Below are 17,018 nucleotides of genomic sequence, written 5' to 3' on the forward strand. Positions count from 1 at the left end.
GGCCTCTTCCTGGAGCAACCCGCTCATGGCCGCTGAGCGCGAGCCGCTGGAGCCGCTGAAGCCGCCACGAGAGGACATCCCCGCCGAGGACCTGCATCCCTACGCGTTGTCCCCGCGCGAGGGCCTGCCGGTGTCGGACCAGAGCATGGCGGCGCATCCCCGGAAGCGGGCGGACATGGTGCGCTGGCTTCATCCCGCGCAGTTGCTGCGCACGGGCCTGGACGCGGTGGTGGCGGCCGTCTTCGGCGCGCGCGCGGACCAACGGCTCATCGAAGCGGTGGTGCGGCCGCAGGTGCCCTACTTCGACTACTCGCAGGAGCCGATGCCGGAGGGCGGCTTCTGGCTGGACTATGTGTCGGACACCGGCGACGGCTGGAACTCCACCTACGCGGTGGCGCGGCTGCTGGCGCTGCCGGAGCTGACGCTGTCCGTGCAGGGCCAGCCCCATGCGGAGCCCCACGCCACACAGCGAGGACGGCTGCTCGTCCATGGCGGTGACGGCGTGTACCCCGGCGCCAGCCGCGAGGTGTACGACGAGCGGCTCGTCCAGCCCTATGAGGCGGCCATGCGGCGCTCGCATGCGCCCAGCCCGGACCTGTTCGTCATTCCGGGCAACCATGACTGGTACGACGGGCTCGGCGCCTTCCTGCGGCTGTTCTGCGCGAACCGGTGGATTGCTGGCCGGCGCACGCGGCAGAGCCGCAGCTACTTCGCGCTGAAGCTGCCCCAGCGCTGGTGGCTCATCGGCACGGACGTGCAGCTCAACAGCGACATCGACGTGCCGCAGGTGGAGTACTTCCGCGAAGTGGCCAGCCACATGGGCCCCGACGACCGCATCATCCTCTGCAACGCAGAGCCCGCGTGGATTCTGGCCGCCACCGAGCGGCGCAAGGGCAGCTACCTGGAGAACAACCTGGAGTACCTCCAGGAGAAGGTGTTCGGCCGGCGCATCAACGTCTTCCTCGCCGGGGACCTGCACCACTACCGGCGGCACGAGGACGCCGGCGGGCGGCAGAAAATCACCGCGGGCGGTGGCGGGGCCTTCCTCCACCCCACGCACGCGCCCTCCGCCCACGTCCTGCGGGACGGCTACACATTGCAGAAGAGCTTCCCGGACGAGCGGACGTCCCGGAAGCTGGCCCGGCAGAACCTGCTCCTCATCCGCCACAGTCCGCTGTTCGGGTTGATGACCGGCATGCTGTACCTGCTGCTGGCGCTGGCGGCCTACGCGGAGGTGGGCTCGTTCGGAATATCGCAGCTTTCAGACGTCATCCTGGCGGTGGCCAACAGCATGGTGGCCCGGCCGTGGACGCTGGTGCTGGGCATGGCCACCATCGGCGGGCTCATCGGGCTGGCCGACTCGGCCTTCGGCAAGTGGCGCACGCTGGCGGGCACGCTCCACGGGCTTGGACACATCGCCGCGGCCTTTTTCGTGGCCTGGGGCGCTACCTACTTCACGGTGAGCGGCCTGGGCGTGTGCCCCGAGCTCGCCGCGGACGGCATCCACTGCGATGCGGGCTGGTGGCACCTGGCGGGCAAGTTCCTGCTGTCCTCGGGCTTCACCTTCCTAGGCGGCTTCCTGGTGGGCCCCTTCGTCATGGGCCTGTACTTGTGGCTGAGCGTGAATCGCTTCGGTGCGCACTCCAACGAGGCCTTCATCTCGCTGGCGCTTCCGGACTGGAAGAACTTCCTCCGCATGCGCATCGGTGAAGACGGACGGCTCACCGTCTTCCCGGTGGGCATCGAGCGTGTGCCCCGCAAGTGGAAGGAGACCCACGCCGGTCCCTACGCGCCCGCGTTCGACCCGGATGACCCGAAGGCCACCGCGCCCGTACTCATCGAACCCCCCATCCGCGTGTGATAACCGTCCGACCAACGACGTGCCGTGAGGGATTGTCGGGGTGGCGGTCGTGGCGATGACGCCGGATTGAGGTGGGAGCGCCACGTCCGCCAAGCCAATCAACGACGCGGGCTGAAGCGGTGGTGCGCCGCTCCAGCCCGCGCTCCGTCATCCGCGCACGCGGAGGACGACTCGCCCAGAATCAGTGGCTGGGCACGTAGCCGCTGATGGTCTCCAAGCCGGGAATCCAGAGGTTCTGGGACGCCGCGCTGAAGACAAAGGGCGCCGTGCCTGGGCTGCCGTAGCGAATCTCAGTCTCACCGGTCGGGGTGTAGTAGCGGAAGAGGTCCGTGCGACCGTCGCCGTTGAAGTCACCAGGCGCGAACTTCAGATTCGCAACCCACGTCTCCAAGGTCGAAGCACTGAAATGCAGCGGCCCCATGCCGGCAACACCGAAGCGGGTCTCCACCTCGCCAGTGGACGTGTTGTACCGGAAGATGTCCGTGTACCCATCCCCGTTGAAGTCACCAGGCACCATGGTCAGATTGGCAATCCACGTGTTCTGCGACGACGCACTGAAGAGCAGAGCCCCTGAGCCAGTGGTGCCGTAGCGAATCTCCACCTCGCCCGTAGGCATGTAGTAGCGGAAGATGTCCGTATAGCCATCCCCGTTGAAGTCGCCGGCCACCAGATTCAGATTCGAAACCCAGGTCTCCTGCGAGGTGGCACTGAAGCTCAGTGCGCCCATTCCAGAGTTGCCGTAGCGAATCTCCACCTCGCCCGTAGGCATGTAGTAGCGGAAGATGTCCGTATAGCCATCCCCGTTGAAGTCGCCGGGAATCATCTTCAGGCTTCCAACCCACGTCTGCTGTGACGAAGGACTGAAGAGCAGCTCGGTCATGATGGCCGACCCGTAGCGGATCTCCACTTCGCCCGTGCTCGGGCGGTACCGGAAGATGTCCGTGAAGCCATCCCCGTTGAAGTCGCCAGGAATCAGTTCCAGTCCAGGAATCCACGTCACCTGGGATAGAGAACTGAAGAGGAACTCGTCCATTTCGGGCCGACCGTAGCGAATCTCCACCTCACCGGTGCTGGTGTTGTAGCGGAAGATGTCCGTGTTGCCATCTCCGTTGAAGTCGCCGGGGATCATCTTCAGATTTGCAATCCATGTCTTCTGGGACGGGGCACTGAAAAGGAGTTCCCCCGTACCAGCATTGCCGTACCGAGTTTCCACCTGACCGGTACCGGTATCGTATCGGAAGATATCTGCGTAGGCGTCACCATTGAAATCCGCACCAAGCACCTGGGAAGGTCCGTAAACACTGCGGGCGCCGATTCGGTCGAGCAATGAAAGGCGGGAGTAGGTCGACAAACCGCCACATTGCGGATAGTTCATCACCGACTCCGAATCATACGCAGTCAAACCCTCCCAGAGTTCACTCTCAGAACAATCCGGATCCGAAGAAGAAATGCGAAGATGCTCATGTGGAAAACCAAGAATATGCCCCACCTCGTGCGTAAGCACCTTGGCGACGAGAGCATAATCATAGATCACATAGCGCCTATTCAACTCGACGCGCCGATCAGACCGCTCAAAGTCCGGGTAAAATGCCATCGCCACAACCCTGGAGTAACCAGACGGAAGAGCAGGTCCGCCTGGCTCCACGGGAATCCAGCACGCGAACGGATGCTCCTCGCAAAAATCAATGGGCTCCTTATTCATGAACACATCAAAAACAACATTCTCCTGCGTCGGCCCACAATCGCCATCATACTGACTCAGGTGAATGAACTTCACATCAGCAGCAGCCTCCCACTTGCGCATCGCAAGCCCCAGGTCATGAACCACCTGAGCGTAGTGGACTCCCAACGACGCACTATCCACGCAGTAGGTCAAGTGGCGCTTCTGAGCTGCACTCCAAACACTTCGCTGCCCACCAGAGATACGAACAGCTAGCGGGCTGCGCGTGACTCCGTGAGCCGACGCTTCAACGTGAGCATCGTAATAGCTCCGGAGTTCCTCCTGGCTCCTGAAAACTTCATCGCCATTCGCGATGTAGACGCCACGTGAAGGAGCGAAATAAGAGGACGCAAGAAACTCCTCCCACGTCGGAACCCTCACGGCCTCGTCCGCTTCACTCGAGGCCAGTTCCTGTGCCCCCTCACCACAGCCCAAGGAACCCGTCGCCAGCGCCGCCAAACATGACCAAACACCTACGATTCGTCTCACAGACCACTCCATTCGCGCAGCAGCGAACCAGCCGTCCCAAAACATGAAATAGCAGAACAAGCCACCAACTCAAGACTCCTCACCGCCCCTCAAGCCGAGCAGTCGATGAGGATGACCGTGTCTAACAAAGGGGTCTGACATCACTCAACACCCAAATCCACAACCAGAAAATCTGGCTTTCCCACAACAAGCGCCGCCAAAGCCTCACTTGGAAGAGCAGAGTGCATTAGCACTATTCACTCGCAGATACTGGAACCCGTTCGCGGACGTCGCCCCAAACCCGGCACTGCACGCGAAGCGGCGGCTTCATCGCGAAGGCAAGACCAAAACGGACGCCCAGGAGAGTCAGCGACGCCCCACATCCGAAGCCCATTTCGCCTCGGTCCAGAGTAGACAGGGCGCATGAGCGCCCCTGTCTTCATCTACCTGACCCCGCCCGACGGACTCGTCCCCCTGCTGACGCCGGCGCGGCTCGCGGCCTTCCGCGACTGGCTCTGGCGGGAGAACACGGAGCACCTGAACGCGGAGGACCTGGCCGACATTGAGTCGGACGAGGAGCTGATGGCCATCCTCGGGCTCGTGGACCACCTGCTCCAGCAGGGCGCCGAGTCCCTGCGCAAGCCCCCCGCCCGCTACGCGGACGCCATGCTGGACCTGCTCGATGAGCTGTCCGACTACTTCACCTGCGAGGAACTGGGCATTCCAGAGGGCATGGAGCTGGCGACGGACCTCAAGCCCACCGACAAGCAGGTCCGCGCCTCGGACGTCGTCATCGGAGAGAACTGTCCCGAGCGGACATTCGAGCTGTGGCGCCACCTCGTCTGGGGCCGGGCGCCGGACCGGACCGTGGCGGAGGGCATTGGCCTGCGACGCAACTTCCCCTCCATGGGCTACTGGACGGCCGCGGAGGTCCGGCACGTGCGAGACGACCTGCGCCAGCACCTGAGCGGGGCCCCTGACTACATGCCACTGAGCAACTGGGCCCGCTTCATGACGTCGCTCCGCCTGAAGCTGACACGGACCGGCCGGGCAGCAGCCCCCGCGCCGGCGATTGAGGCCATCTCCCGCGCCGTGGACCGGGCAGCCCGAGAAGGCGCGGGGCTGCTATTCGCGCGCTGAGCCCGACGTCAGGTCAGGCTGCGCGCCAGCGCCCCCAGCGTGGAGATGGCCGCCTCGATGCGCGGCGTCCACGGGTGGCCACAGTTCAGCCGGAAGCAGTGGCGATAGGAATCCATCCGCGCGGAGAAGATGGGCCCCGGGGCGATGCTGATGCCCGCCTCCAGGGCCTTCGCGCTCAACGCCAGCGAGTCCACCTGCCGCGGCAGCTCCACCCAGAGCAGCGCGCCGCCCGAGGGCCGCGTCACGCGCGTGCCTTCGGGGAAGAACTCCGCCACGGCCTCGGCCATGCGCTCCACCTGCGCGGCGAGCCGGCGGCGCAAGGAGCGCAGGTGCCTGTCATAGCCTCCATTCTGAAGGAAGCGCGCAATCGCATACTGGGGCACCGTGGCGGTCGTCACGGAGGTGGAGAACTTGAGCAGCTCCACCCGCTCCCGGAAGCGGCCCGGCGCCACGTAGCCCACGCGGAAGCCCGGCGCGAGTGTCTTCGAGAACGAGCTGCACAGCAGCACGTTGCCGCGCGTGTCGAATGCCTTGCATGCGCGCGGACGCTCAGCGCCGAAGTGCAGGTCTCCGTAGATGTCGTCCTCGATGAGCGGCACATCGTGAGCATCCAGCAGGTTCACCAGCCGCTGGCGCCGCACGTCGGGCATGCAACTGCCCACCGGGTTGCTGAAGCTGGGCACCGCCAGCACCGCGGCGATGCGCCGCCGCGTCAGCGCCGCCTCCAGCGCCTCCATCTGCATGCCGTTGCGCGGGCAGCAGGGAATCTCCAGCGCGCGCAGGCCCAGCGCTTCGATGGACTGCAGCGTTCCGTAGTACGCGGGAGATTCGATGGCGATGGTGTCTCCCGGGCGGGCCACCGCGAGCAGGCACAGGTGGATGGCCTCGGACGCGCCGAAGGTGGTGATGAAGTCGTCCGCGGCCAGCGAGCAGCCCCAGTCCATGGAGCGGCGCGCGAGCTGCTGGCGCAGCTCCGGACACCCGGGCAGCGCGTCGTACTGAATGCTCCGGTCGCGCGATTCGCGGCTGAGCGCGTTCAACTCGCGGTACAGCCTGCGGACGGGTAGCAGCTCCGGCGCGGGCGAGGCGGCGCCCAGCTTGACCATGCGGGCATCCCCCATGGACCGGTAGACGCTCGCGACGAGCCCGCTGACGGTGACAGCGGTGGCGCTGGACGCGGGCCGGGACACCTGGGGCTCCGCCAGCCGGGGCCGCTCACGGCGGCGCACGTAGTGGCCGGACTGGGGGCGCGTCTCGATGAGCCCCAGGGACTCCAGGTGCAGGTAGGCCTGGAGGACCGTGGAGATGCTCACCCGCTCGCGCAGGCTGAGCTGCCGCACGGATGGCAGCCTGTCTCCAGGCTGCAAGGTGCCCGCGGAGATGGCATCCGCGAGCCGCTCGGCCACCTGCTCGTAGAGCTTTGCTTTGTGTGCCACCGCGCCCATGGCTCCTCCCAAGGTGAGCCGCATCCACCACGGCCGGTATCGGAGACGAGAACGGGCCCGTTGCCCAGATACAGCTCCCGTCGACGGCGACCGGCACAGTTCGCTGAAGCAGAACTGTACTGGTCACAATCTCATCTGACTGAATCTGTTCCGCAAGCGCCCGGGGGCGCATGTTGGCGCCCTGGAGGACGCAGTGATGTGGGACTGGATGAGGACGGTGGTGAGCGAGCTGCGGTTCGACGCAGCGCCAGCGCGGAACGTGGGCCCGGTTCACCTGGCCCAGGGCGCCTTGTGGAGCGAGCGCACCCGGAGCGGACATCCCCTGACGCTGACATGTCGTGAAGGCATGCTGTGGCTCACCTGCGAGGGCGATGCGAAAGACTACGTGCTGCACCCCGGCGACACGCTGCGCCTGGAGCGCTCCGGGCACGTGGTGGTGCAGGCGCTGAAGCCCTCGCGCTTCTGCCTGATGCAGCGCACGCCGGTCCATACGCCGTGCACGCCTCCAGCGAGGAAGCATGAGGCGCCTGTCCGATAGTCGGTGCCCTGCCCTGCCTTGCTATCGTCCGCGCCATGCTCAGCTTCCCTGACTGTCGCCGCCTCGCCTCGGTCCTCACGCTCGTGTCTTCGCTCCTCACCGCACAGGCCGCGGAGGTCTCCCCGGCGGAACGGGTGGAGACCTCGCCGGGCCTGACACCGGATGCCGTGCGACGTGCCTTCGACAGCCAACGCCAGACGCTCGCGTCCTGCATGCGTCTGGTCTCCATCCAGCGCGGGAAGGACAAGGCCCCGCATTCGATTGAGTTCGTTCCCTGGAAGGCCGGACCCGACACGGATGATCGCATCCGGGTGCGATTCACCTTGGCGCCAGACGGCAAGGTCCAGAAAGAAGAAAGGCAGACGGAGGCATGGGGCGTGCGGTCGCTGTTCCTCGACCCAGGCTGCGTGGAAGAGCGGGTGAAGACCTGGTCCTTCCCAACCTTTCCAGGGAACTATGACGAGCGGGTGCAGGTGGAACTGTGGGCGCGGTTCCGGACCACGGAGGCGGAACGGACGGCGGCAGCCACCCGGTTGCGTGAATTCTACGGCGACTTCTGCAAGGCCCTCTCCGCGTTGAAAGTCACCCAGCAGCCTCAGGCAGGCGTGGAGTGGCGCGCCACCATCAAACGCTTCCTCGCCGAGCACGGCGCGCGCGTCGACCCACGCATCGGCACGGCCATGCAGGCGGTCGGAGACATCGCGGGCCACGACGTGCCAGGCGCCATCTCGATTTATGAGCACAGCATGGAAGAGTCGCTCGCCACGACCATTCCATGCCCGAAGCTCCGCGCCTGGGTGAAGGAGGGGTGAGCCCCGGGCCGGCCCCTCCTCGCCGGCCCACTCAGAGCACTTCGCGCAGGTTGCCCTCCACGATGCGCGTCAACTGCGTCACGCGCTTGTGGAGCCAGAACCCGAAGGGCTGGATGCGCTCGGCCTTCGTCATCCTGGGCAGCTTCTGGATGCTTTCATCGAAGCCGACCACGGCGTGTTCGCGCGCCGGGGACTTCGTGCGCAGGTCAAAGGCGAAGGACCTGCCGGTGTGCCAGCCGCCGTGGAATACGGTGAGGCGCTCCAACTCCGTGTTTCCAGTCGCTGCGACGAGGCCGTCGAGGTCATAGACGTCGTCGGCGATCTCCAGGCAGCTCCAGCCTCCGCCCGAAACGTTTCCGCACGGGAACGTGGACAGGCCATTGTCGACCACGTTGTCCACAATCCAGGTGATGGAGCCGTACACGCGCAGGAAGTAATCCCAGCTCGACTCTGTCTTCCTGGGCTTGAGCGCCTTCACGCCATTCCAACGTCCGATGCGGTGCTTGTAGACACGCTTGAAGAAGGACAGATTCTGGTCGAGCGAGCCCATGCGCTTGGGCTCCTTCTTCACGTCGAGGTGCTCCGCGACGAAGTGCGCCTTGGGGTAGCGCGCGTGGAGGTCCTTGAGCATGGCGATGGCGGTGTCGACTGCCGCGAACGCGTCCTGCGGCTTGGAGAAGGTGGGCGCCTTGGGAGCGGCGGGCTTCTTCGGCGCACCCTTCGGAGCCGCGGGCTCGGGGTTGGAATGGACAGCGTCCCGGAGCTCCACGTTGCGCAGGACGAAGCCAGCCTTCTCCTGGGCGCGGATGCGCTGCTCCGCCCGCTGGATGGCGGCCTCGCGGCTGCCGGCGGCCGTCTCCTTGCGATAGTTCTCGACGGTCCGATTCCCATCGACCCAGATGACCCATTGGGTCGAGGCACCCTTGCGATACTCCCGCACCGTGATGCGCTTCCGGTTCGCGTTCCAGGGCGTGCCATCACGGAAGCCCAGCTTCCGGTAGCGCGCCACCAGGGCCTCGACGTCCGACGCGTCGCAGAGGGAGACGAGGTGGGCGCCGTTCAGGGTGCCTCGGCGGACCACGGCCTTCTCTCCGCGCACCTCCACGTCGACGAAGAGCTGGGACAGCAGCTTGAAGAGCGTGAAGCGCTCCGTCACGGGAGCGGACACCTTCAGTGCCTTGGGCTCCGGCTTGTAGAGGGTCCCCGCGCTCCAGACTCGCAGCTCGCCTCCCGCCGAATAGAGCCAGACCTCATCCTTCACATCGAGCTGAGGCTCCGAGTACCAGATGGCGTCGCCGCCGTTGAGTTTCTGTAGGCGCTTCCAGTCGGACATGCGCCACCCTCTCGCATGAGGCTGTCGAGGGGTCAACGGAAGCACCGGCTCAACGGCCCGAGCCGCGCGCGCAGCCAGCCAGGACGTGCTCCGGCTCGCGACGGAGACGTCCTCCGCTGCCGGATTCACAACCCCAGCGCGCTCATGGGGATGCGGTACATGTCCCCCGTGCCACGGCCAATGCCCTGAACGGCGCTGTCATCCCGTGGCGCATCGAAACGTGCCCCCACGTCGCCCGTGAAGGGGCGCGTGCTGCTGAAGTAGAGCCACTTTCCGTCGGGGGAGACGCTGTGGTTGTAGTCGCTCGCGGGCGTGTTGATGCCCTCGCAGAGCCGGCGTGCAGGTGTCCATGCGCCATCCACCTTTCGGCTGAGGAACAAGTCGTATCCGCCCAGGCCGTCTTCCCGCCGCAGTGCACTGAAGATGAGGTAGCTCTCATCAGGAGCAATCCACGGCTCGAGCTCATGGGCCGACGAGTTGATGCCGGGCCCCAGGTTCTCTGGCGGCTGGTAGGCGCCGTCGACCCAGCGGGAGACCCAGAGGTCGCTGCCACCCCGTGTGCCGTCTCGCTCACCCCCGAAGTAGAGATTGCCATTGGCGGCCACGGCCGGTGACCACTCGTCGCGGTGCTTGTCGTTGACGGGGGCCGGAAGGCGTCGCGCGTCCTCCCATGCTCCGTCGGCGTCCAGCGACGCGGCCCAGATGTCATACGAGCTTCGGGGGCCTTGCTCCCCAGGCTCGGGGCGGTTGGAGATGAAGTACACCGTGCGCCCATCGGGCGAGAAGTGTGGGTCCGCGTTGCTCCACTCGGTGGCGAAGCGCGGGAGCACCGGACGGGACCAGTGCCCTTCTTCGGTCAACTGCGTTTCGTAGAGCGTATATTGTTGGAAACGGTCATCTGCCCTTCCAAAGAGCACGCGTCGCTGGTCTGGAGAGAAGGCCATGAAGAAGTCCCAGGCCCCGGTGGTGAAGAGCCCCGCGCCGTAGAGCTCGGGCGTGCAGGTGCCCCGGTGATTCTCCAGTGCCTCCGCAGGCCGTCCACCGTGTGCGCCACACCCCAGCTCCCAGAGCGTCATCATCAAGAGCACGCCTCGCATCGACGACATCCCCGCCATGTACGGCTCCTCCTGGACATTGCTTCAGCACCACGGCGGTCGGGATAGCATCGGCCCATGAGGCGAAACTTTGGGAATGTTGCGGTGCTTCCCGAGCGGGCCCCCGGCTATCACGCGCTCAGCGCGGGCGAGGCCTTCGACATCAGTGACTGTGTCTGTCGAGCAGGCACCCGCAGCCCCATCTTCAGCGGCGAGCACGCTCGGGTCTGCATCAGTGTCGTGCTGTCCGGCGTGTTCCATGTCCGGAGCCCCGAAGGGGCGGCGGTGGTGGGGCCGGGCGCGCTGCTGCTCGGGAACCCGTCGGCGCCCTATGAGTTCCGGCACGTCGATGATGGAGGAGACCGATCGCTCGTCATCGAGTGCTCCGACACGCTGCTGGACGATGCCCTCCGCTCGCTGGGGCGTTCCAATCGGGGAACGCGCCCCTTCGCGCGCGTCTGCGCTCCGGCGTCGCTCACGTCGGTGAACGCCGTCCTCCTGGCACGACAAGCACTCGAGAGTGGCCAGGTGGAGGACCTGCGAGAGGCGGCACTGGCGGTGGTGGACGCAGGGGTGACGCTGGGAAGCGACCCGACGGGCACACGGGTGGAGGTCTCCGACCAGCAGGCGCGCAGAGTGGCCCGGGTCCTGCGGTATCTCGAATCAAAGTTCATGGAGGACTGCTCGCTGGACACGCTCGCGGACATCGCGGGGCTCACGAGCTTTCACTTCCTGCGCATGTTCCGAGCCGTGACGGGACAGACACCCCGCCAGTTCGTCATCGCCACGCGACTGGGCATGGCGGCCACGGCGCTGCGCGGCAGCCGTGCGCGCATCACCGATGTCGCCCTGGATGCCGGCTTCGGGGACCTGTCCCACTTCACGACGAGCTTCACGCGCGCGTTTGGTCTCTCACCTCGCGCTTACCGCGCTCGCGCGCACAAACACGCCTGACCGCGGTGGCAGGCGCGGCTCGCGTTCCGCTATCGAACACCTGAGTCACTGCCTCAGGGCATCGCCAAGGCGGGATACCGCACGGTGCGGGAACTCGAAGCGCCAGATGGTGGCGCCGTTCGCCGCGAACTCCCCTTCGAGCCGGCGGAGCGCGCGCCAGAATGAAAGAACGATGTCTCGCGCCGGAGCTTCCATCCTGAAGCGTTCCGCTTCGGTGTCCTTCATGCTCGTCCGGTCCGGCAAGCGCACGAGCCGCAGGGCCGCCTGAATGCCAGGACCAGGTTCCAGGCGCAGTTCGTCTACTTCCGGTTCCCCATTCAACTGCGTCGCGCTCGGGAGCCCGCTCTCATAGAAGCCGAGAAGCGATTCCGCCAGGTGCCGAAGCGAGTCGAACGGCACATCGGAGAAGGTCGAGGAGACGTGCCGTCCCTGCACCTCGAACGAGAGCTCCAGCCACCCCTGCCCCCTACATGAGAACGCGACTTTCAATCCTTGCCCCATCGGGGGTGAGCCTACCGAAGCTGAACAGCCGCTACGAATTGGCTCGGCTCGCGTTCACCATGGGGGAACCTCTTTCGAAGTGAAACGCGCCGCCGCCCGCACTTGCCTGGATGGCAGCCGTGGGACGGACCTGTGCTTCCGCCGATCCCACCTGAATCCCCGCCCTCCCATTCACCCGAGCCAGAACGCATTCTCGAAGCCGGCTACGACTTTCCGAGGACCTCTCATGGCTCACGACCACCACCACCCCGCCCACCACATCGTTCCAGGGTTTGGCGCGGACCGCGCCGCTCACTACGACGCCCAGGCGTCCGTCGCGCTCGCGGGCACCCAGGCCCTGTATGAACTCGGCGTCAGCACGCTGACGGCCCAGCTCGATGGCCAGGACGCGGCCTCGCTGCTCTTCGTGGGAGTGGGCACGGGTGCTGAGTTGATGCCCTACACCCGCTTCGACGTCCCCGGCTGGCGCTTCACGGGCGTGGACCCCTCCGACGCCATGCTCGACGTCGCGCAAAAGCGCCTGGAGGCGGAGGGCCTCCTCTCACGCACGCACCTGCACCACGGCGAGCTCCACACGCTCCCGTCCGGCCCCCTCTTCGATGGCGCGCAGATGATGGGCGTCCTCCACCACGTGGAGGGTGAAGCAGCCCGCCTCGATTTGCTCCGGGAAGTCGCCCGTCGGCTCAAGCCTGGAGCCCCTCTCGTCGTGGGCTGCCGCATCGGCATGGACCCCGAGCTGTTGAACGTGGAGCTCCGGCGGTGGCGGGCCTATGGCACCCCACGGGAGGAACTGGAGCGCCGGCGCGAGCGCTTCATGACGCTGCGGCCCATCGAATCCGATGCCGCCCTGTTCGCGATGCTCGCCCATGCAGGACTGGTCGCGCCGAAGCCGATCTTCGTGTCGCTTCAGTTCAAGGTGTTCCTGGCGCGATACGCGCCCTGAGAGCGACCTCCGAACCCGGAGCGCACGGCCGGAAGAGTCCGGCCGCGCGCGTCCACGGGCTCACGCCACGGTGAGGATTTCCGCGCCCTGCTCGGTGACGAGCAGGGTGTGCTCGAACTGGGCGCTGCGGCTGCCGTCGGCGGTGACGGCGGTCCACTCATCATCCCAGGTGCGGTGACCCCAGCCGCCCAGGTTGATCATCGGCTCGACGGTGAAAATCATGCCGGGCTGCATGATGGTGTCGGCCTCGGCCTCGTAGTAGTGCGGCACCTGGAGCGAGGTGTGGAACGTCTCGCCAATGCCGTGGCCACAGTAGGCGCGCACCACGCTCATGCCGTGCTGGGTGGCGTGCGTCTCGATGGCGCGGCCGATGTCACTGATGGGCCGGCCCGGCTTCACCGCGGCAATGCCATGCTCCAGGCACTCGCGCGTCACGCGCACCAGCCGCTGGCTCTCCTCGTCCACGTTGCCCACGAAGTACGTCGCCGAGCAGTCACCGTGCACACCATCCAGGAAGATGGTGACGTCCAGGTTGACGATGTCGCCGTCCTCCAGCGGCCGGCTGTCCGGGATGCCGTGGCAGATGACCTCGTTGACGGACGTGCAGAGCGACTTCGGGTAGCGGTGGTAGTTGAGCGTGCTGGGGTACCCGCCCCGCTTGATGTACGCCTCGTGGGTAATCGCATCCAGCTCGTCCGTGGTGATGCCCGGACGCACGTGCGAAGCCACCTCCTGCAGCACCTCGGCGGCGGCCTTGCACGCCTTGCGCATGCGGGCGATGACGTCCGGCGTCTTGATGTCGGAGCCCGCGTCCTTGCGCGACGGACGGCCCGTCAGCGCGTAGTCCGGACGGGGAATGTGGAGCGGCACCTCGCGGCGCGGGCTGATGACGCCCGGACGGATGCCCTTGCGAAGCACGTCCGGGCCCTTCTTGCGCGCCTCGGCGGCATCCGCGCCGCGGTGGCACTTCTTGTACTTGCTGCCACTGCCACACCAGCAGGTGTCGTTGGGGCCCGGAAGCACGGCGGGCGGGGAACGGGGAACAGCGGTAGTCATGACTCACCTCCAGCGCGGAGCTGCTCGGGCTTACGGGCGCGCATCCAGCGCACCACCTGGGGACGAAGCCAAAGCCGGGGCCGCCCCGTGCCCAGGTCCAGGACGGGCCGGGGCATGTCGGGATAGCGGCGCAGGTAGGTGCTGACGCTGTTGGCGTGGCGCAGGCGCAGCAACCCGGCCACCGCCTGAGCGTCAATCAGGTCTTCGGTCTTCACCATGGGACACATTTCGGGCGTGTCTATACCCCTAGACATGCACCCATGCACGGCTTCTTTCCCACACGGGACGGCGGCACTGCTCGCCAGGCGACGCCGCCCGCCTGGACAGGGAGCGGGCCTTCAGCGCGCCAGGGCGGCACACGTCAGGCAGTGCCGGGCCTCTGGAACAGCGCGCAGCCGGTGCCGGCCAATGGCCCCGCCGCAGCGCGCGCACCGGCCGAACTCACCATGAGCGATGCGCGTCAGCGCCTCCTCGATGTCCCGCAGCTCCTGCGCCTCCGCCTGGGTGAAGGACAGGCCCTCCACCCCCAACGAGGCCCGAGCGCGCAGCCGGTGGCTGCGTTGCCGCAATGCTTCCTGGGCCTCCCGAGCCAGCAGCTCCATGTTCGTCTCCCACTGCGGCCACCCCGGCCACTCCGGACCCTCGGCCCAGCAGGAGATTATGCTTTCAGGAAGCGTGCCTTGCGGTGCGCGGCGCTACAGCCCTGAAAACGCGCAAGGCTTGCGCACCCCGGTCAGGGCCCTGCATCCGTTGCGGCGCACCGGCGTCACTCCGCTCGTGCCCGGGATGCGGCGTGTACCCGGGCGCGCTTCTCCACCGCGCGGAACGTGTCCTCCACGGCGTCCTTCTGTCCCATGCGCGCCAGGAAGCCAGGAATGGAGCCGGCCGGGTCCACGGTGAAGCGGTACACGGCATGGGACTTCCCTTCGCCTCGAGGCTCCACGCGCCAGCTTCCCTCGTTGAGCCGAATGCGAACGGTGCCGCGCCGCTGGGGAATGGCGTCCGGCGTCGCCTGCCAGCGCTGCGCGAACACACCCGAGCCGTCCTCCGCCAGCCTGGACTCCAACACCACGTTGCAGATGTAGTCGCGCGAGGACACCACCGGCAGGTCTAGCTTCGTGTACGTGAGCTGCCCCTCGTCCGGCAGGTCCTTCAGGATGCGGGACTCCTTCACATACGGCATCCAGTGCCGGTAGGCGTCCACGTCCCGCAGCACCGCCTGGACGTCCGCGGCGCTCGCGGCCAGCTCGCCCTCCGCCCACACGTCCTTGGCCTCGGAGCCCGGGCGCGCGCGGACCTTCACCACGTAAGGCTTCTCCGCCACCGTCTTCCACGCCTCTTCCGCGCGGGCTGCTCCGGCGGCGAGCCCCAGCACACAGGCGGACAGGACCGCACCACTCCACGACATCTTCATGCAAGCATCCTTCGCGGCTCGGGCCGGGTGTGACGTCACGTCAGCCTCCGACACCCAGGCGCGGCGGCGCATTCACGAATGCGCAACGGGCCCACGCAAGCACCGTCCCCGAGCCACCTTCCGAAGGTGGCCCGGGGCGGCAGCCCCCATGCCGCGCCCTACGGCACGCGGACGGCCCGCCCTCCGAACGCCGGGCTGGCCATGACATCCATTGCCAGACGGTCCGCGTAGGGGCGGCCCAGCCGGCCGTAGGCCTCGGCTTCCTGCTCGGTGAGGACCACGCGCACCGTGAACTGGGCGATGCCCCCCACCACCACATCGAGGAAGAGCGCCCCCTCCGCCGAGCGCACCAGCCGGTACATGAGGGGGCTCTGGATGAGGACCTGCTCCTCGCTCACGGAATCTCCGTCACCACCGCCTGGGAGACGGGCGCGTCGATGACCATCAGTTCCGGCACGCCGCCAGAGGTGTAGCCGCCGAACTTGAAGCAGTCCGTGTCCTCCTCGCTGGTGCACTTCCAGACGCCCGGGTCGCTGTCCACGGGCAGGCGCACGCACACGCCGGTGGCCGCCAGGTCCAGCGTCATCATCCGCAGCGGGCCTTCGAAGTTCTTCGCCGGCAGGCCCAGCGCCTGGCCAATCACCGCCGGGTCATGCGCGCCGTTCACCATCGACTTCTCGACGGCGGCCTGGATGGTCTCCGAAGGCGCGGCGAACAGATAGCAACCGCTGTCATTGCAGCGGCCAAAGTTCTGCGCGTTCGGCTTCACCACGAAGTTCTGGTACGCGGCGTCCGTCATCAGCCACGACACCTTCTTGCCAGGGAAGTTCTTCGCCAGGTGCTGCTCCACGCTCCACGGGCTGGCGCGCTCATCGGCCTCGCGGGAGATTTGCGCCTGCTGCGCATCACAAGCCTGCGGCTGCGTCGGGGTGGGGGTAACGCTGCCGCCACCCGTGTGCTTGCAGCCGGACAGCAGGAAGACACCAAGGAGCAGGCTCCGAATCGTCCACGTCATGGGCAGATCTCCAGATAGGGAAGGAGTGAAAGAGGTGGCGGAACCTACCTCCTGTCGGCCCATGGATAGTTGTCATTTCTGGATTTTATAATCTCCCCGGCCTGTCCCCCTCCGAGCGGTTATAGGGTGAGGCATGAGCCAGAACCTCTACGACATTCCCCTCAAGTCCATCGACGGTGCCCCGCAGTCTCTCGGCCAGTTCAAGGGCAAGGTCCTGCTGGTGGTCAACGTGGCCTCCAAGTGTGGCCTGACGCCGCAGTACGAAGGCCTGGAGAAGCTCTACGAGCGCAAGCGCGCCGAGGGCTTCGAGGTGCTGGGCTTCCCGGCCAACAACTTCCTGGGCCAGGAGCCGGGCAGCGAGGCGGAAATCAAGTCGTTCTGCACGCTGACCTACGACGTGAAGTTCCCGCTGTTCTCCAAGATTTCGGTGGTGGGCGCGGACAAGCACCCGCTCTACCACGCGCTGACGGGCGCCATCCCGGACGCCGTGGGCGAAGGCCCCATGCGCAGCCGGCTCCAGGGCTACGGCATCACCGCCAACCCCGTGCCGGAAGTGCAGTGGAACTTCGAGAAGTTCCTCGTCGGGCGTGACGGCCGCGTCGCCGCGCGTTTCGCGCCGGACGTCGCCGCGGACGATGCGCGTCTGCTGTCCGCCATCGACGCGGAGCTCGCGAAGCAGGCCTGACCCGGCCGGGGTGCCGCTGGACTTCTGCCGTCCAGCGGA

The 17,018-nt window shown here is 66.6% G+C and carries 18 protein-coding genes; 7 read left to right on the forward strand and 11 right to left on the reverse strand.

The window, feature by feature from the left end:
- Window positions 1–25 precede the first annotated feature (25 nt).
- The gene (locus tag FL344_RS00545; protein ID WP_141617085.1) at window positions 26–1,861 is read left to right on the forward strand and encodes a metallophosphoesterase; all 1,836 of its coding nucleotides are present in this window, start codon (window positions 26–28) and stop codon (window positions 1,859–1,861) included.
- A gap of 181 nt (window positions 1,862–2,042) precedes the next feature.
- Here the strand turns inward: FL344_RS00545 and FL344_RS38360 are convergent, their stop codons facing one another.
- Window positions 2,043–2,990 (reverse strand): VCBS repeat-containing protein, encoded by a 948-nt coding sequence (locus FL344_RS38360; RefSeq protein WP_194862925.1) that lies wholly within the window; start codon window positions 2,988–2,990, stop codon window positions 2,043–2,045.
- Between the two features lie 1,482 nt (window positions 2,991–4,472).
- Here FL344_RS38360 and FL344_RS00555 point away from each other — a divergent pair.
- Window positions 4,473–5,189, forward strand: a complete 717-nt coding sequence (locus FL344_RS00555; RefSeq protein ID WP_141617087.1) for a hypothetical protein — start codon at window positions 4,473–4,475, stop codon at window positions 5,187–5,189.
- Window positions 5,190–5,197: 8 nt separating this feature from the next.
- Here FL344_RS00555 and FL344_RS00560 read toward each other — a convergent pair whose 3' ends face one another.
- Complete coding sequence (locus FL344_RS00560) at window positions 5,198–6,634, reverse strand: PLP-dependent aminotransferase family protein (protein ID WP_228557693.1); 1,437 nt, start codon at window positions 6,632–6,634, stop codon at window positions 5,198–5,200.
- A 196-nt stretch (window positions 6,635–6,830) separates the two neighbouring features.
- Here FL344_RS00560 and FL344_RS00565 point away from each other — a divergent pair, with 196 nt between their 5' ends.
- Both FL344_RS00565 and FL344_RS00570 read left to right on the forward strand, forming a co-directional pair.
- Window positions 6,831–7,172 (forward strand): DUF2917 domain-containing protein, encoded by a 342-nt coding sequence (locus FL344_RS00565; RefSeq protein WP_228564644.1) that lies wholly within the window; start codon window positions 6,831–6,833, stop codon window positions 7,170–7,172.
- A gap of 35 nt (window positions 7,173–7,207) precedes the next feature.
- Entirely contained in the window at window positions 7,208–7,984 is a 777-nt protein-coding gene (locus FL344_RS00570) for a hypothetical protein (protein WP_228564645.1), read from the forward strand.
- 31 nt (window positions 7,985–8,015) lie between these two features.
- On the opposite strand, the gene FL344_RS38870 is transcribed toward FL344_RS00570, so the two are convergent.
- Together FL344_RS38870 and FL344_RS00585 are read right to left on the reverse strand one after the other, a co-directional pair.
- Window positions 8,016–9,317, reverse strand: a complete 1,302-nt coding sequence (locus tag FL344_RS38870; protein ID WP_228564646.1) for a hypothetical protein — start codon at window positions 9,315–9,317, stop codon at window positions 8,016–8,018.
- A gap of 125 nt (window positions 9,318–9,442) precedes the next feature.
- Entirely contained in the window at window positions 9,443–10,432 is a 990-nt protein-coding gene (locus tag FL344_RS00585) for a PD40 domain-containing protein (protein ID WP_141617090.1), read from the reverse strand.
- 57 nt (window positions 10,433–10,489) lie between these two features.
- Here FL344_RS00585 and FL344_RS00590 point away from each other — a divergent pair, with 57 nt between their 5' ends.
- Window positions 10,490–11,365: an AraC family transcriptional regulator gene (locus tag FL344_RS00590; RefSeq protein WP_194862926.1), complete on the forward strand. Its 876-nt coding sequence runs from the start codon at window positions 10,490–10,492 to the stop codon at window positions 11,363–11,365.
- A gap of 45 nt (window positions 11,366–11,410) precedes the next feature.
- Here FL344_RS00590 and FL344_RS00595 read toward each other — a convergent pair whose 3' ends face one another.
- The gene (locus FL344_RS00595; RefSeq protein ID WP_228564647.1) at window positions 11,411–11,854 is read right to left on the reverse strand and encodes a hypothetical protein; all 444 of its coding nucleotides are present in this window, start codon (window positions 11,852–11,854) and stop codon (window positions 11,411–11,413) included.
- Between the two features lie 238 nt (window positions 11,855–12,092).
- Between FL344_RS00595 and FL344_RS00600 the strand changes: the two genes are divergently transcribed.
- Window positions 12,093–12,809, forward strand: coding sequence for a class I SAM-dependent methyltransferase (locus FL344_RS00600; RefSeq protein ID WP_186817762.1), 717 nt, complete (start codon window positions 12,093–12,095; stop codon window positions 12,807–12,809).
- A 60-nt stretch (window positions 12,810–12,869) separates the two neighbouring features.
- Here the strand turns inward: FL344_RS00600 and map are convergent, their stop codons facing one another.
- The 6 genes from map to FL344_RS00630 all read right to left on the reverse strand — a co-directional run bounded on the left by map (window position 12,870) and on the right by FL344_RS00630 (window position 16,294).
- Window positions 12,870–13,865, reverse strand: a complete 996-nt coding sequence (gene map, locus FL344_RS00605) for a type I methionyl aminopeptidase (protein ID WP_141617092.1) — start codon at window positions 13,863–13,865, stop codon at window positions 12,870–12,872.
- Window positions 13,862–14,083 carry a hypothetical protein gene (locus tag FL344_RS00610; RefSeq protein ID WP_171410092.1) on the reverse strand — a complete coding sequence of 74 codons (222 nt, stop codon included), beginning with the start codon at window positions 14,081–14,083 and terminating at the stop codon, window positions 13,862–13,864. Before FL344_RS00610 ends, map begins: the two co-directional genes overlap by 4 nt.
- Window positions 14,084–14,203: 120 nt before the next feature.
- Window positions 14,204–14,467 carry a TraR/DksA C4-type zinc finger protein gene (locus FL344_RS00615; RefSeq protein ID WP_141617093.1) on the reverse strand — a complete coding sequence of 88 codons (264 nt, stop codon included), beginning with the start codon at window positions 14,465–14,467 and terminating at the stop codon, window positions 14,204–14,206.
- A 164-nt stretch (window positions 14,468–14,631) separates the two neighbouring features.
- Window positions 14,632–15,279 (reverse strand): START domain-containing protein, encoded by a 648-nt coding sequence (locus tag FL344_RS00620; RefSeq protein WP_228564648.1) that lies wholly within the window; start codon window positions 15,277–15,279, stop codon window positions 14,632–14,634.
- 158 nt (window positions 15,280–15,437) lie between these two features.
- Window positions 15,438–15,677, reverse strand: a complete 240-nt coding sequence (locus FL344_RS00625) for a hypothetical protein (protein ID WP_011557007.1) — start codon at window positions 15,675–15,677, stop codon at window positions 15,438–15,440.
- Window positions 15,674–16,294 (reverse strand): hypothetical protein, encoded by a 621-nt coding sequence (locus tag FL344_RS00630; RefSeq protein WP_090493640.1) that lies wholly within the window; start codon window positions 16,292–16,294, stop codon window positions 15,674–15,676. Before FL344_RS00630 ends, FL344_RS00625 begins: the two co-directional genes overlap by 4 nt.
- A gap of 133 nt (window positions 16,295–16,427) precedes the next feature.
- Here FL344_RS00630 and FL344_RS00635 point away from each other — a divergent pair, with 133 nt between their 5' ends.
- Entirely contained in the window at window positions 16,428–16,979 is a 552-nt protein-coding gene (locus tag FL344_RS00635; protein ID WP_141588901.1) for a glutathione peroxidase, read from the forward strand.
- The last annotated feature ends 39 nt before the right edge of the window (window positions 16,980–17,018 follow it).

The sequence above is a fragment of the Myxococcus sp. AB036A genome (assembly GCF_006547355.1).
Classification (GTDB): domain Bacteria; phylum Myxococcota; class Myxococcia; order Myxococcales; family Myxococcaceae; genus Myxococcus; species Myxococcus virescens.